This is a genomic window from Shigella sp. FJ200513, from assembly GCF_040495915.1.
In the GTDB taxonomy this organism is placed as follows: domain Bacteria; phylum Pseudomonadota; class Gammaproteobacteria; order Enterobacterales; family Enterobacteriaceae; genus ECMA0423.
The window spans coordinates 22,445-36,769 of the sequence record NZ_JBDYCV010000035.1 but is presented as its reverse complement, the minus strand read 5'-3'; the positions used below and the strand labels follow the sequence as shown (position 1 = coordinate 36,769).

The 14,325-nt window shown below is 52.9% G+C and carries 12 protein-coding genes and 4 tRNA genes; all 16 read right to left on the bottom strand.

Annotated features, from left to right (window positions below; genetic code table 11):
- Window positions 1-233: 233 nt before the first annotated feature.
- Window positions 234-1,469, bottom strand: a complete 1,236-nt coding sequence (locus tag ABZJ92_RS10040) for an anaerobic sulfatase maturase (RefSeq protein WP_000941499.1) — start codon at window positions 1,467-1,469, stop codon at window positions 234-236.
- 146 nt (window positions 1,470-1,615) lie between these two features.
- A tRNA-Pro gene (locus ABZJ92_RS10035) sits at window positions 1,616-1,692 on the bottom strand.
- A gap of 42 nt (window positions 1,693-1,734) precedes the next feature.
- Window positions 1,735-1,821: transfer RNA gene (locus tag ABZJ92_RS10030), tRNA-Leu, on the bottom strand.
- Window positions 1,822-1,841: 20 nt separating this feature from the next.
- A tRNA-His gene (locus tag ABZJ92_RS10025) sits at window positions 1,842-1,917 on the bottom strand.
- Window positions 1,918-1,975: 58 nt separating this feature from the next.
- A tRNA-Arg gene (locus ABZJ92_RS10020) sits at window positions 1,976-2,052 on the bottom strand.
- A gap of 102 nt (window positions 2,053-2,154) precedes the next feature.
- Entirely contained in the window at window positions 2,155-3,540 is a 1,386-nt protein-coding gene (gene thrP / locus ABZJ92_RS10015; RefSeq protein ID WP_000774749.1) for a bifunctional threonine/serine APC transporter ThrP, read from the bottom strand.
- Window positions 3,541-3,730: 190 nt separating this feature from the next.
- The gene (wecG, locus tag ABZJ92_RS10010) at window positions 3,731-4,471 is read right to left on the bottom strand and encodes a lipopolysaccharide N-acetylmannosaminouronosyltransferase (protein ID WP_001064032.1); all 741 of its coding nucleotides are present in this window, start codon (window positions 4,469-4,471) and stop codon (window positions 3,731-3,733) included.
- A gap of 2 nt (window positions 4,472-4,473) precedes the next feature.
- Window positions 4,474-5,826, bottom strand: coding sequence for an ECA oligosaccharide polymerase (gene wzyE, locus ABZJ92_RS10005; protein WP_000055146.1), 1,353 nt, complete (start codon window positions 5,824-5,826; stop codon window positions 4,474-4,476).
- Complete coding sequence (rffT, locus tag ABZJ92_RS10000) at window positions 5,823-6,902, bottom strand: TDP-N-acetylfucosamine:lipid II N-acetylfucosaminyltransferase (protein WP_000217247.1); 1,080 nt, start codon at window positions 6,900-6,902, stop codon at window positions 5,823-5,825. Before rffT ends, wzyE begins: the two co-directional genes overlap by 4 nt.
- The gene (gene wzxE / locus ABZJ92_RS09995; protein ID WP_000050265.1) at window positions 6,899-8,149 is read right to left on the bottom strand and encodes a lipid III flippase WzxE; all 1,251 of its coding nucleotides are present in this window, start codon (window positions 8,147-8,149) and stop codon (window positions 6,899-6,901) included. The genes rffT and wzxE overlap by 4 nt, the downstream gene beginning before the upstream one ends.
- Before the next feature lies 1 nt (window position 8,150).
- Window positions 8,151-9,281 (bottom strand): dTDP-4-amino-4,6-dideoxygalactose transaminase, encoded by a 1,131-nt coding sequence (gene rffA / locus ABZJ92_RS09990; RefSeq protein ID WP_000612053.1) that lies wholly within the window; start codon window positions 9,279-9,281, stop codon window positions 8,151-8,153.
- Between the two features lie 4 nt (window positions 9,282-9,285).
- A complete protein-coding gene (rffC, locus tag ABZJ92_RS09985) occupies window positions 9,286-9,960 on the bottom strand; it encodes a dTDP-4-amino-4,6-dideoxy-D-galactose acyltransferase (RefSeq protein WP_001145202.1) in 675 nt (224 codons plus the stop codon).
- Window positions 9,938-10,819 carry a glucose-1-phosphate thymidylyltransferase RfbA gene (rfbA, locus tag ABZJ92_RS09980; protein WP_000676056.1) on the bottom strand — a complete coding sequence of 294 codons (882 nt, stop codon included), beginning with the start codon at window positions 10,817-10,819 and terminating at the stop codon, window positions 9,938-9,940. Before rfbA ends, rffC begins: the two co-directional genes overlap by 23 nt.
- An 18-nt stretch (window positions 10,820-10,837) precedes the next feature.
- Window positions 10,838-11,905, bottom strand: a complete 1,068-nt coding sequence (gene rffG / locus ABZJ92_RS09975; protein ID WP_001226608.1) for a dTDP-glucose 4,6-dehydratase — start codon at window positions 11,903-11,905, stop codon at window positions 10,838-10,840.
- On the bottom strand, window positions 11,905-13,167 hold the full coding sequence (wecC, locus tag ABZJ92_RS09970; RefSeq protein WP_000006621.1) for a UDP-N-acetyl-D-mannosamine dehydrogenase: 1,263 nt from the start codon (window positions 13,165-13,167) through the stop codon (window positions 11,905-11,907). Before wecC ends, rffG begins: the two co-directional genes overlap by 1 nt.
- Entirely contained in the window at window positions 13,164-14,294 is a 1,131-nt protein-coding gene (gene wecB / locus ABZJ92_RS09965; protein ID WP_005051947.1) for a non-hydrolyzing UDP-N-acetylglucosamine 2-epimerase, read from the bottom strand. The genes wecC and wecB overlap by 4 nt, the downstream gene beginning before the upstream one ends.
- Window positions 14,295-14,325: the final 31 nt, after the last annotated feature.

Here is a 14,325-nt window from a genome sequence, read left to right as displayed (position 1 = left end):
ACGGGAATATCTGCGGCAGCGGGCTTGTAATGGGTTAAGTGATAACAGATGTCTGGAAATATAGGGGCAAATCCAACTGCCACCGCACGTAAAGGCTTTGCCGGATACGATCACCCAAACCAGTATCCACAGAACGCTGCAATTTATTGAATTTGCACGATCATGTAGGCCGGATAAGGCGTTTACGCCGCATCCGGCAATCAACCGCAGGCGGCTTCCAAATGGCCGCTTTTTTACTTATTCACCACCATCAAATGTGCCTGCATAATGTCACTGGCCGGGCGACCGTGCGCCAGCAAATCAGCCATTGCTTTAAGATATGGCGGTAGATGGCGGAAATAACGCTGATACCCGGCACACAAATAATTCAGCCCCGGTTTGCCGCTGGCATCGAGCATGAAGCGGTGTTTCGGGCAGCCTCCCCAACATGCTTTTAACACGTTACAACTGCGACACTGCGCCGGTAATTGCTTAAATTTATCTTCACCAAACACCTGCTGTTGCGGGGAATCGATCATTTCTGCAATTGTTTGCTGATGCATATTCCCCAGCCGATATTGCGGATAAACATAGTGATCGCAGGCGTAAACGTCGCCGTTGTGCTCAACAATCACCGAGCGCCCACAGGTTGGCTGATGATGGCAAACCGCACCCGGCGCACCGACAAAATTGGCAAACGCCCATTCGATATTCATCACGAAAATCTTGCCGACGTCGCGTTTGATCCAGTGGTCAAAAATCGCCACCAGAAATTCACCAAATTCATCGGGGCGCACAGACCATTCCGTCAGTTCCCCCTGAATATCACCAGGCGCATGTAGTTTCAGTCCATCGCGGACAGCTGTTTCATCAGCCAGGCGCTCGACCACCGGAATAAACTGGATGAATTCGACTCCCGCATCGCACAAAAAATCATAAACCTGTAACGGTTGCTGCGCGCTGGTGCGGTTGACGCAGACCAGCACGTTATAGTCGACATGATGTTTTTGCAGGAGCGTCAGGGCACGCATCACCAGTTTATGCGTGGGTCTGCCGCCTTTGGTCACGCGATATTGATTGTGGATCTCAGCCGGACCATCCAGCGATAACCCAACAAGAAAATTATTTTCTGCCAGAAATGCACACCATTCGTCATCGAGCAGCACGCCGTTAGTCTGGAAACTGTTACTTATCTTCCTGCCAGCACCATATTTCGCCTGTAGCGCCACGGCACGGCGGTAAAACTCCAGCCCGAGTAGCGTTGGTTCGCCGCCCTGCCAGGTAAAAGCCACTTCGTTTTGCAGTTCGCTGGCGGCGATATAGTGACGGATATACGCTTCCAGCGTGTCATCGTCCATATGCGTGACTGGCTTTTCGCGGTAAAGGGATTGTTTTTCGAGATAAAAACAGTAGTCACAGTTCAGATTACAATCGGAACCGCTCGGTTTCGCTATCACATGAAAAGCACGCGTTGGAACCTGTTGCAGCATGGTCGCTCCTTGCCTGAAGTCATCCTTCAATACGTTAAGGGCGAAATCATACCGTGGGGCAATGAGTTATTACGGGCGTTTATTGCGAAGGGAGGGTGACGAAATGCACAGAAAACAAAAAACCCCGCCGAAGCGGGGTTCAAAATTGGTCGGCGAGAGAGGATTCGAACCTCCGACCCACTGGTCCCAAACCAGTTGCGCTACCAAGCTGCGCTACTCGCCGAAATACTGCTTTTTGAATTTTTAGTTCAATTCTTTAAAGTCGTGGTGCGAGGGGGGGGACTTGAACCCCCACGTCCGTAAGGACACTAACACCTGAAGCTAGCGCGTCTACCAATTCCGCCACCTTCGCATTGTCACAACTTCTAATAATGGGGTGGCTAATGGGATTCGAACCCACGACAACTGGAATCACAATCCAGGGCTCTACCAACTGAGCTATAGCCACCACTACAAATCTTGTTACGCGGTATTACTACCACCGCAGCTCAAGCGCTGGGACTAAATGGCGCGCCCGACAGGATTCGAACCTGAGACCTCTGCCTCCGGAGGGCAGCGCTCTATCCAGCTGAGCTACGGGCGCTTAGCGCCGTTGCGGGGGTGGATAATACGGACTTCCCACCCCTCTGTCTAGTCCCTTTTTAAATAAATTGCTCGTTTGGTTACGGTTTGTGCGTTTTGCTGCTTATTCCTCCAGTTTATGCGCTTTACCGTGGCGATTAAGCCCAAAAACTTTATAAATCGCCGTCACCGCCAGCATAAAGATGATGCCGACAAACAGCGACATACGCGTATCTTCATTAAAGTACATGCCGATCAAAACGCAAATCAGGAATGCCATTGTTACGTAGTTGGCCCACGGGAACAGGATTGAGCGGAACGGATGGCTGGCAATCGCCGCTTTATGTGCACGCCGAAAACGCAGCTGGCTTATCAATATCACAAACCATGGCACCATCCCCGGAAGCACGCTGGCACTGTAGACGTAGACAAACACACGCTGCGGATTGGGAATGATGTAGTTCAGGCATGAGCCAATTAGCAGAATAGCAATAGATACTGCCACACCCGCAACCGGTACGCCGTGACGGGAAACTTTTGCCATTGCCGCCGGTAACTGACGGTTTTTCGCCAGTGCGTAGAGCATACGTCCGCAACTGTACATGCCGCTGTTACAGCCAGAGAGCGCAGCCGTCAGCACCACAAAGTTGATAATGCCCGCCGCTGCGGTAATACCGATTTTGGCAAAAGTCAGTACGAACGGGCTGCCGTTGCTGCCAATTTCATTCCACGGGAAGATGGTGACGATAACGAAAATCGCGCCTACGTAGAAAATCAGGATCCGCCACAGCACTTTGCCTACGGCACTGCGCAGCGTCACCTGCGGATTCTTCGCTTCACCGGCAGTAATGCCAATCAGCTCCACGCCCTGGTAGGACGCCACCACAATACACAGAGCGGTCAGGAACCCTTTCCAGCCACCCGCAAAGAAACCGCCATGCTCTGTGAGATTGCTAAAACCAATCGACTGCCCGCCATTGCCAAAGCCAAAGAAAATCACGCCCAGGCCAATGACAATCATCACGATAATCGTGGTGACTTTGATCATCGCGAACCAGAACTCGATTTCGCCGTACAACCGTACCGCCGCCAGATTCGCCAACGCCACCAGCGCCACCGCGATCAATGCGGGTATCCACTGCGCCATCTCCGGGGACCAAAACTGGACATAAACGCCAATGGCGGTGATTTCTGAGATCCCCACCGCCATCCACATAAACCAGTAAGACCAGGCGGTGAGATAGCCAAAAAACGGGCTCATATAACGATGCGCATAAACGGCGAACGAACCGGTAACCGGTTCGAGGAACAACATTTCGCCCATTGAACGCATGATGAAAAAAACGAACAGCCCGGCGATGATATAGGCCAACAATACGGATGGCCCGGCCCATTTCAGGGTACTGGCGGCCCCCATAAACAGGCCGACGCCAATGGTGCCCCCCAGGGCGATGAGTTCGATATGTCGAGCTTCCAGCCCACGCTGTAGCTCTGGTTTGTTATCTGCCATAAATCCTCGTGTTGTGTTTGCATGCTTTCCGGTGTTACCGGTTATCGTTATGGGTACATCGAGTGTTGCGAATGTTTTCGTAATTCAGGAGAAATGGCAAATAAAGCATTAAAAATTTGAATGCTTTGTGTAATAAAAAAGCAGACAGGCGACGAAGTGACCACTCCGTCGCTTTACAAAGAGAGGAAAATCAGAGGTTGCCGGTGTAGTGCCAGCGTAAATAACGCAGCAAACGAAGCTGACGCTTAATGCGGCTCGGCTGCGAAAGCAGGCGGTAGAGCCACTCCAGTCCCAGCGTTTGCCAGATTTTCGGTGCGCGTTTTACGTGACCGGTGAAAACATCGTAAGTCCCGCCAACGCCCATATACAGCGCATCTGGATGCACCAGACGGCAGTCGCGCATGAAGATCTCCTGCTTTGGCGATCCCATCGCAACGGTGACGATTTGCGCTCCGCTGGCATGAATGCGTTCAAACAGCGCCTGACGCTGCTCGGGTTTAAAATAACCATCCTGACTGCCAACGATATTCACATTCCATTGGTTGCGCAGTTTAGCTTCAGTTTGCGCCAGCACTTCAGGTTTACCGCCCACAAGAAATACCGGCGTCCCTTCTTTGCCTGCGCGCGCCATCAGCTCTTCCCAGAGATCGGCACCGGCAACGCGGGAAACCTGCGCCTGCGGGTACTTTTTACGTACTGAACGTACAATGCTGATGCCATCCGCATATTTAAATTCGGCAGCGTTAATTAACTCCCTGACCTCGGCGTTATCTTCAATGGTCAGCATTTTTTCGGCATTAATGGCAACCAGCGTTCCCTGCTTAAGCTGCCCGTCAGCAAACAGATAATCGAGGGCATGCTGCATATCACGCCAACCAATCAACTGTAAGCCACGCAGCGTATAGGTCGGTGCCGTGGTGTTGTTATTCATTGTTATCCTTCAACCTGCGTCCGGAGCGATGATTTTGTACGTTTATGAATGAGTCCGGCGCTTTCAAAAAGCCAGTACAACAGTTTTGCGATCATCAGACATGCGCCGAAGACCACGATAAAAAAGACTACGCGTGAGACAAACGAATCCAGCCCTTCACGTGCCAGCACGATCATATTGAAGATCGCCCCAAAGCAGAAACTGTGCAATATCGCAGCCTTATAGCGATTAGTCTCGCGGTTGCCCAGCTCATACAGCCAGTCGAACCATTTGATGATCAGTCCAACCACAATCGCCCCGAGTGGGATGAACAACGCGCCGCCCATCACCACCAGTGAGCCTATAAGCGTAGGCGAGATCGCCAGTCCGGAGTGGTTATTCAGTACTTCCCAGGTAAAGTAATTGGCTGAGTTCAGCACCATACTCGGGCGCCCCGGCCACAGCCAGGAAGGGATAAAGACATAGAAATCGCGGACAATTGGAGCCAGGCCCTGGAAGTCGATGTTGTCGTAGTTCTGCAACAGCAACGCCAGATTCTCCCACGGTGAAAAGGTGTCGCGAGTGAGATAGAGAAACGTATAGAACGCTTCATCGCCGCTCACATTCATTCCATAGCGTTTTAACGCCAGCCAGAACATGCCAACAATCCCCAGCACGCCCGCCGCCGCCAGCATCCACAACGAAATCCAGCCGCGAATAATGCCAATAAACAGGAAGATAGCGAATGCGATGATGATATTGGCGCGAGTGCCGCCGACAATCATATAAGTCAGCAAGCCAAAGGCGACCGTGCTGACGAGGAAAAACAGCCACGCTTTGCTGTCCTGGCGCAGAAAGTAGACCACCAGCATCGCCGGGATGAAAAAGTAAAAGAAGCGTTTTAACGCCACGCCGGAGACTTCACTGGAAAAGATCTGACTGTAGGAGTTAAGCCGGAACAGCAAAAAGCCGTTGTGCATGAAGAAGATGCCGACGCTTACCAGCGCGATACCCATCAGGATCACCCACGTAAGATTGGTCTCCACGCGGTTCATGGTAAACAGCGGACGGCGCGGTACATCAGCAACGCGTTTGCGTAGGCGGGTTTTGTAGGTGACATAGTAAACCGCGTAGAAGCAGCCCGCAGAAAGCAACACCTGCAACAAGATTTCTGGCGGCGCGACACCAACATCAAAGCGAAATACCAGCACGCTGGTCAGCGGGAAGCCGAAGAAAAAGGTGAGCAAAAACAGCAATGAAAAGAAGACATTGAAGTTAAAGCGCACACGGCGAAACTCAAACCAGGTCAGCGTGGCAATAAACAGCGTGCAGAGCAGCCAGACCACAAACAGGCCACTGAATTGCAGCAGACTCATGCGACCTCCCCGGCGGCAATCGCCAACGCCCGCTGCCAGCCTTGTAGATAGTTAGGGCTAAAGAAGGCAATGGTGTTTTTATCCGCCGACGCCAACTGGCGCTGCGCTTCACGCACAATATCCTCGTTGAGATCGTCGGTAGTAAACAGCACTGGCAAATGCTGTTCCGTCATATCCTGCCAGAACGGATTTTCCCTGTTAAGCACACAAGGAATGCCCGCCTGAATCAGTAAGCAAAGCGTACCAATGCCCTGCTGGCGGGCAAAAATAAAGTAACCAAGATCGCACTGACGAAGTAGCGCCAGATAGGCGTCAAATTCCAGTTTTTCGCTCAAAATTTGCAGATTTTCTTCGCTGAATAACTCCAGCCCCGCCTGACGAACTTCCTCAATGTACGCTTCGTTATTAGGCGGATATCCCATCGGCACCACCACTTTTACCGTATCGCCAAATTGCTGATGAACGGCACGTAAAGCGGCGACATGCTCATTGCTGCGGTCGCCGGAGTTCCCCACCAGAATGGTCATTTTTCCTTCACGTTGCCGATCGTTCGCCATCGTATTGAGAGAAGGGTCCATCCGCGTCGGGAAGTACAGCAGTTCTCCCCGCACCTTTGGGTGTGTTTTGGCAAAAAAGCTCAAATCGCCGCGGGTGGCAAATACACAGCCGACTCGCTTTTGCGCCAGGCGACGTAGTGGGTAAAAAAGCTTATATCTCAAGCCACTGGAAAGCTCATACAGGTCTGCCCCCCAGATATGCCAGAAAAACTGGCTGGGCTTAATGCCACCACTCAGCAGAGCCAGCCACAGTGTGGGATTGAACTGACCGTGGAAAAAAAATCGCTGCTGACGGTTAGCTTTTGCTTTCGCGATGACCGCTTCCGCCAGCGATTTTTTCCCAGGGAAAAATTGCACAGAAAGCGCCGGACAGCTATCACTTAAGCCGTCGTCCTTGCCAACAACCATAAACTCGCGCGCGTGCTCGCTCGTCGCGGCCAGCGCGTCATTGAAAAACCGCAAAACGGTTCGGTTATGGTGAGGGATATCCGATCCCAGTACGTGAATCAGTACAGTCATGCCCGCCTACGCCAGAGTAAAAACACGCCACAACAAAGAGAAAAATAGACGATATAAGTTGCCATATATGCCTGCGCCGCGCCCAGTGCACCATGCGCAGGGATTAGCCAGTGGGCAAATACCATCAATAAAGTGAACTGGCTGACTTCCGCCAGAATATAAAACCGCAGTGACGCTTTGGCGATCACCAGATAACCAAAGACATAAGCGCCCACTTTTAACACATCACCCACTAACTGCCAGGCAAAGAGATCGCGCATAGCGGTAAATTTATTCGACAACAGCAACCAGATAGCAAAATCACGCAGCAACCAGACGGTAAAACTCGCTGCCGCCACTGCCGGTAAGACGAATTTCAGCGATTTAACCACTTCCCGGGTGATATCGCGCTTTTCCGTTAGCCGCGACAACGTGGGCAGCAAATATACGCTGAACGATGCCGTAATAAATTGCAGGTAGGCATCGGAAATACTGCTCACCCCTTGCCAGATCCCCACTTCATCCCAGCTATACTGCGCCGCCAGCAGTTTACGCATCATGATGTAAGCAACAGGCAAGGTCACCGACGTAATCAACGCCATGAGCGTAAATTTGCTCAACTGCCCTGCCAGACCGTTATCCCAGCTGGGTTTCAGATAGCTTAACGGGATGACACCACGTTTAATCAACATGATGGCGGCAGGAATTACCACCAGCGCGGGAATCAGCGCCAGACCCAGCAACGCCCCTTCATAACCGCCCAAACGGTAACTGACGTAGTACGCGAGAACGCCAATCAAGCTGCCGACAATCAGCGATAACGCATTACCTGCGGCATCGCGAAAGCCTTTCATCAGCGCCAGTAACAGGTTGCCCCAGGCGATCCCCATTTGCACCAGCGCCACTAAACGCACCAGCCCCTGATAGTCGGTATTACCAAACAATCCCTGGCTGATTGGCGCAGCTGCCAGCACAAAAACCAGCGCCATCAGCGTAGAGAAACCAAGTACCATCGCTGATGAAGTGCCGACCACGCGGCGCAGCTGTTGCGGATTATCATGGTACTGGGCAACGTATTTGGTTACACCGTTAAAGATGCCAGCCCCGGCAAGCACGCCGAGCACGGTAATCAACTGGCGGAAATTTGCCGCCAGCCCAAGCCCCGCCGGACCAAATGACACCGCCAGCAACTTACCGACCAGTAACCCGGCACCAATCTTGACCAGTGTACTGGCCGCCGTCCACAAGGACGCTTTTGCCAACGACATATCAGGAGAAGTAGTTCAACAAAGTCGCAATTACCGTACGCTGATTGACGGGCGACAGGTTGTAGAACAGCGGCAGGCGCAGCAGGCGCTCGCTCTCTTTGGTGGTGTAGCGATCTTCACCGTGGAACTCACCAAAGTGTTCCCCCGCAGGGCAACCGTGCAGCGGAATGTAATGAAACACCGCCATGATTTCCGCTTCTTTCAGAAAGTTAATCAACGCGCTCCGGTCATCAATATCCCGCAGTTTAATGTAGAACATATGCGCGTTCTGCACGCAGCCATCGGGAATCGACGGCAGCTCGATACGCCCGGCTTTCGCCAGAGGCGCTAACGTATCGTAGTAGTTTTGCCACAGCGCCAGACGTTGCTGGTTGATACGATCCGCTGCTTCCAGTTGCGCCCACAGGTACGCAGCTTGCAGATCGGACATCAAATAGCTGGAGCCAATATCGCGCCAGGTATATTTATCGACCTGACCACGGAAGAACTGGCTGCGGTTAGTGCCCTTTTCACGGATGATCTCGGCTCGTTCGATTAACGCTTTATCGTTAATCAGCGTCGCGCCGCCTTCACCACCCGCCGTGTAGTTTTTGGTTTCATGGAAGCTAAAGCAGCCAATATGACCAATGGTTCCCAGTGCACGCCCTTTGTAAGTGGACATCACGCCCTGAGCGGCATCTTCCACCACAAACAAATTATGCTTTTTCGCCAACGCCATAATGGTGTCCATTTCGCAGGCCACACCCGCGTAATGGACCGGCACGATAACGCGCGTTTTGTCGGTGATCGCTGCTTCAATCAACGTTTCGTCGATGTTCATGGTGTCCGGGCGAACATCCACAAAGACGATTTTCGCGCCACGCAGCACAAAGGCATTGGCGGTGGAGACAAAGGTGTAGCTCGGCATGATCACTTCATCGCCAGGCTGGATATCGAGCAGCAGCGCCGCCATCTCCAGCGAAGCGGTGCAGGACGGCGTCAGTAACACTTTGGCGCTGCCAAAACGTTGCTCCAGCCACTGCTGGCAGCGACGGGTAAAACCGCCATCGCCACACAGTTTGCCGCTACCCATTGCCGACTGCATATAGTCGAGTTCGGTTCCCACCACCGGCGGTGCGTTAAATGGAATCATGTGATCACCTGTATAACCAGTACGCGGTGCTTTCTACATTCGCACCACTTTGTATGTATCGTTTAAGCGCGGCGGTGTTGCCCATTTGGGTCGCCACCCGCAAAGTTGTTTTACCGCGAGCATACGCCCAGTTTAGCGCCGTTTGCATCAGCTCAGCACCTGCACCGCGTCCAGCCAGCAGGCCAATTCGCGCATCTGTCGCATTGAGTTCCCGTAAAGAGACATAGCCGCGAATATCGCCGGACGCCGCACGTAGAATCAGACATTGATGATCAAAGGTGCCGCGCACGGCATTTTCAATCCACTGTGCATAAAAGCGACCGCTGGCGTCAGGCGCATACCACGGCGCACGAAAACGGCTTTGCGCAAATGCGGCGCTAGCTAACTGACGTAATGCGGGAATATCGGTCTCTTGTGCCACGACAGCACCGCTATCACTGACATTGTTCACGGGTAGCGCCAAATCAACTTCACCTTCTACCAGGGAGAATCCCAGCTGTTGCAGGGCATCCAGTTCCCCCGTATTTGATGCCGCAATTTTGGCCTGCACCCGTGACCATGGCGCTAAGGCGTCTGACGTCAGGAGCGGTGCTTCAGACGTAATGCGCACGATGGCGCTGTTAACACCAAAGAAGGCGTTTTCCCAGGTTAGTGGCTCAATACTGGCGCGGACGGGCACGAAGTAACTCCAGCAGATATTGGCCGTAGCCAGTTTTCGCTAATGAACTGGCAGCACGCTTCACACCCTCGTCATCGAGCCAGCCGTTACGCCAGGCGATCTCTTCCAGGCAGGCAATCTTAAAGCCCTGGCGTTTTTCTACTGTCTGCACAAAAGTGCTGGCCTCAATCAGGCTGTCGTGAGTGCCGGTATCCAGCCAGGCAAATCCGCGCCCGAGCAGTTCAACGGTCAGGTTGCCCGCCTCGAGGTACATCTGGTTGATGGAGGTAATCTCCAGTTCACCGCGCTCCGACGGCTTCACCTGCTTTGCGTACTCCACGACTTTACTGTCGTAGAAATAAAGCCCGGTCACCGCCCAGTTTGACTTCGGCTGTTTTGGCTTTTCTTCAAGCGAGATAGCGCGGAAATTGTCGTCAAATTCCACCACGCCAAAGCGTTCCGGGTCCATCACCTGATAGCCAAAAACCGTCGCCCCTTCCGTGCGCGCCGCAACATGACGCAGCTTCGGACTGAAGCCCTGACCGAAGAAGATGTTATCGCCCAGCACCAGACAAGAAGGTTCACCATTAAGGAAGGTTTCACCGATGATAAAGGCCTGCGCCAGACCGTCCGGGCTGGGCTGTTCGGCATATTCCAGCTGGATACCGAACTCACTACCATCGCCCAGCAGGCGCTGGAAATAACCTTTATCTTCCGGCGTAGTGATGATGAGAATTTCGCGGATACCGGCCAGCATCAGCACCGACAGCGGATAGTAAATCATTGGCTTATCGTAAATCGGCAACAGTTGCTTCGATACGCCGCGCGTAATCGGATGCAATCGGGTACCGGAACCGCCCGCCAGGATAATACCCTTCATGTTTGCCTCCGCTGAAAATTAGCCTTTCAGACCTAAACGCTCACCCTGATAGCTGCCGTCCTGCACCTGCTTCCACCAGCTTTCATTAGCCAGATACCACTGAACCGTTTTACGCATTCCACTTTCAAAGGTTTCCTGCGGCAGCCAGCCAAGTTCACGGGCAATTTTCGAAGCATCAATGGCATAACGCAGATCATGCCCCGGACGGTCAGCGACAAAGGTGATCAGGTCACGATAGTACGCCACGCCGTGCGGCTTGTTCGAAGCCAGTTCTTCCAGCAGCTCGCAAATGGTTTCCACAACATCGAGATTCTTACGCTCGTTGTGACCACCAATATTATAGGTTTCACCGACTTTCCCGGTGGTCGCCACGCAATACAGCGCGCGGGCGTGATCTTCCACATACAGCCAGTCACGGATTTGCTGCCCGTTGCCATATACCGGCAGCGGTTTACCCGCCAGCGCGTTGAGGATCATCAGCGGGATCAGTTTTTCCGGAAAGTGGTAAGGACCGTAGTTATTCGAGCAGTTGGTGATCAGCGTCGGCAGACCGTAGGTCCGCAGCCAGGCGCGCACCAGATGGTCGCTGCTGGCTTTTGACGCGGAATAAGGGCTGCTCGGCGCATACGGCGTGGTTTCGGTGAAGAAATCATCCGTCGAGTGCAGGTCACCATATACTTCGTCGGTGGAGATATGATGAAAACGGAACGCTGATTTTTTATCTTCCGTCAGCGTATTCCAGTAAGCCCGCGCCGCTTCAAGCAATGTATAAGTCCCGACAATGTTGGTTTCAATAAACGCTGCCGGGCCGTCAATAGAACGGTCAACATGGCTTTCGGCTGCCAGATGCATGACACAGTCTGGCTGATGCTCAGTGAATACGCGTGCCAGTTCTGCCCGATCGCAGATATCAACTTTCTCAAAGGCAAAGCGCTCGCTTTGCGCGACCGGTGCCAGCGACATCAGGTTTCCGGCGTAGGTCAGCTTATCGACCACTACCACCGCATCGCTCGTTTCGTTGATGATATAACGCACCAGCGCCGAGCCAATAAACCCGGCACCACCTGTTATCAGAATTTTTCTCATCAGCGCCAGACTCCTTTGGCATCGACGACATACTGCTGATGGACATTGTCGCCATTGATAACTTTGAACTGACTATGATCGACCAGCATCACCAGCACGTCTGCCGTTGCCAGCGCCTCGTCAAGCTGCGCCAGAGTACAAAGCCCGGTCAGTTTTTTCGGCAACTGGTGGATGTTAGGCTCAACAACCAGCGTTTCGCCGCTGTGCCACTGGGCGATCAGTTCAGCGATTTCCATCGCCGGGCTTTCGCGCAGGTCATCAATATTCGGTTTAAACGCCAGACCAAAGCAGGCGATTTTCAGTTCACTGGCTCGTTTATCGGTAGCAGCAAGGCAGTCGGCAACCGCCGCTTTCACCTGATCGATAACCCAGAACGGTTTGTGATCGTTAACTTCGCGCGCGGTACGGATAAGCCGCGCCTGCTGGGGGTTCTGTGCCACGATAAACCACGGATCAACAGCAATGCAGTGACCGCCCACGCCAGGGCCAGGCTGAAGAATATTAACGCGAGGGTGACGATTCGCCAGGCGAATCAGTTCCCAGACGTTAATCCCCTGATCGGCACAAATCAGCGACAATTCATTAGCAAAAGCGATATTCACATCGCGGAAGCTGTTTTCGGTGAGCTTACACATTTCCGCCGTCCGCGAGTTAGTGACGACACACTCACCTTCGAGGAAAATTTTGTACAATTCGCTGGCGCGGGCCGAACAAACCGGCGTCATACCACCAATCACGCGATCGTTTTTAATCAGCTCGACCATAACCTGGCCCGGTAATACACGTTCCGGGCAGTAAGCAATGTTGACGTCCGCCTGCTCGCCCACCTGCTGTGGGAAAGTCAGATCCGGGCGCATCTCTGCTAACCATTCTGCCATCTTCTCGGTTGACCCCACCGGCGAGGTGGATTCAAGGATCACCAGCGCGCCTTTTTTCAGCACTGGCGCAATGGAGCGAGCAGCCGATTCAACGTAGGTCATATCTGGCTCATGATCGCCTTTAAACGGCGTAGGTACAGCAATCAGCCAGGCATCCGCTTCAACTGGCGTCGTGCTCGCTCGTAAAAAACCGCCTTCTACGGCAGTTTTTACTACGCTCGCCAAATCAGGCTCGACGATATGGATTTCGCCACGATTGATGGTATCAACCGCGTGTTGGTTGATATCGACACCAATCACCTGTTTTTGCCGTGAGGCAAACGCTGCTGCTGTAGGCAGCCCGATGTAACCCAGTCCGATAACAGAAATGGTCGCAAAACTCATAGTGATATCCGATTATTTTTTAACGCTTCCAGAATGCGAGAGCATGCCTGACCATCACCATACGGGTTATGGGCGCGGCTCATAGCTTGATATTCGTTTTCGTCTTTTAAAAGACGCGTCACTTCCTCGACAATTCGCTGCTTATCCGTGCCTACCAGACGCACCGTACCCGCCGTCACCGCTTCCGGACGCTCAGTGGTATCGCGCATCACCAGCACCGGTTTCCCCAGCGAAGGCGCTTCTTCCTGAATGCCGCCTGAGTCAGTCAAAATCAGCCAGGCGTGGTTCATCAGCCAGACAAACGGTAAATACTCCTGGGGATCGATCAGAATGACATTTTTCACATGCCCCAGAATGCGATTGACCGGCTCTCTGACGTTCGGGTTGAGATGCACCGGATAGACAATCTGGATGTCCTGGTGCGTGGTGGCGATGTCTGCCAGCGCGTGGCAGATTTCTTCAAAGCCACGACCGAAACTCTCACGCCTATGACCGGTCACCAGAATCATCTTTTTATCGGGGGCGATAAACGGGTAATTTGCCGCCAGTTCTGAACGCAGCGTGTCGCTGCTCATCACCTGGTCACGCACCCATAACAGTGCATCAATGACTGTATTACCGGTAATGAAGATTCGGCTATCCGCAACGTTTTCACGCAGCAAGTTTTGCCGGGAAGTTTCGGTTGGAGAGAAGTGATACATCGCCAGATGCCCGGTCAATGTACGGTTAGCCTCTTCCGGCCACGGCGAATAGAGAGCGCCCGTGCGCAGACCAGCCTCAACGTGACCAACAGGAATACGCTGATAAAACGCCGCCAGGCTGGTTGCCAGCGTCGTCGTCGTATCGCCGTGAACCAGCACGACGTCTGGTTTGAACTCGGCAAGAATAGGTTTTAGCCCTTCCAGAATCCGACAGGTTATCTCTGTCAGGCCCTGTCCTGGCTGCATTATGTTGAGATCGTAGTCAGGTACAATGGAAAAGAGTTTCAGTACCTGATCAAGCATCTCCCGATGCTGCGCAGTGACGCAAACTTTAGCCTCAAAAAAAGGATCTTTTGCCAACGCATGCACCAACGGAGCCATCTTGATGGCTTCCGGGCGCGTACCAAATACAGTCAGTACTTTCACATCGATTCTCTTCGAATAAGCGGCGAGCGCC

Excerpts from the sequence above, each read along its gene's own strand:
- ABZJ92_RS10040 (WP_000941499.1), bottom strand. The coding sequence starts at position 1,469 with ATGCTGCAACAGGTTCCAACGCGTGCTTTTCATGTGATAGCGAAACCG.
- thrP (WP_000774749.1), bottom strand. The coding sequence starts at position 3,540 with ATGGCAGATAACAAACCAGAGCTACAGCGTGGGCTGGAAGCTCGACAT.
- wecG (WP_001064032.1), bottom strand. The coding sequence starts at position 4,471 with ATGAATAACAACACCACGGCACCGACCTATACGCTGCGTGGCTTACAG.
- wzyE (WP_000055146.1), bottom strand. The coding sequence starts at position 5,826 with ATGAGTCTGCTGCAATTCAGTGGCCTGTTTGTGGTCTGGCTGCTCTGC.
- rffT (WP_000217247.1), bottom strand. The coding sequence starts at position 6,902 with ATGACTGTACTGATTCACGTACTGGGATCGGATATCCCTCACCATAAC.
- wzxE (WP_000050265.1), bottom strand. The coding sequence starts at position 8,149 with ATGTCGTTGGCAAAAGCGTCCTTGTGGACGGCGGCCAGTACACTGGTC.
- rffA (WP_000612053.1), bottom strand. The coding sequence starts at position 9,281 with ATGATTCCATTTAACGCACCGCCGGTGGTGGGAACCGAACTCGACTAT.
- rfbA (WP_000676056.1), bottom strand. The coding sequence starts at position 10,819 with ATGAAGGGTATTATCCTGGCGGGCGGTTCCGGTACCCGATTGCATCCG.
- rffG (WP_001226608.1), bottom strand. The coding sequence starts at position 11,905 with ATGAGAAAAATTCTGATAACAGGTGGTGCCGGGTTTATTGGCTCGGCG.
- wecC (WP_000006621.1), bottom strand. The coding sequence starts at position 13,167 with ATGAGTTTTGCGACCATTTCTGTTATCGGACTGGGTTACATCGGGCTG.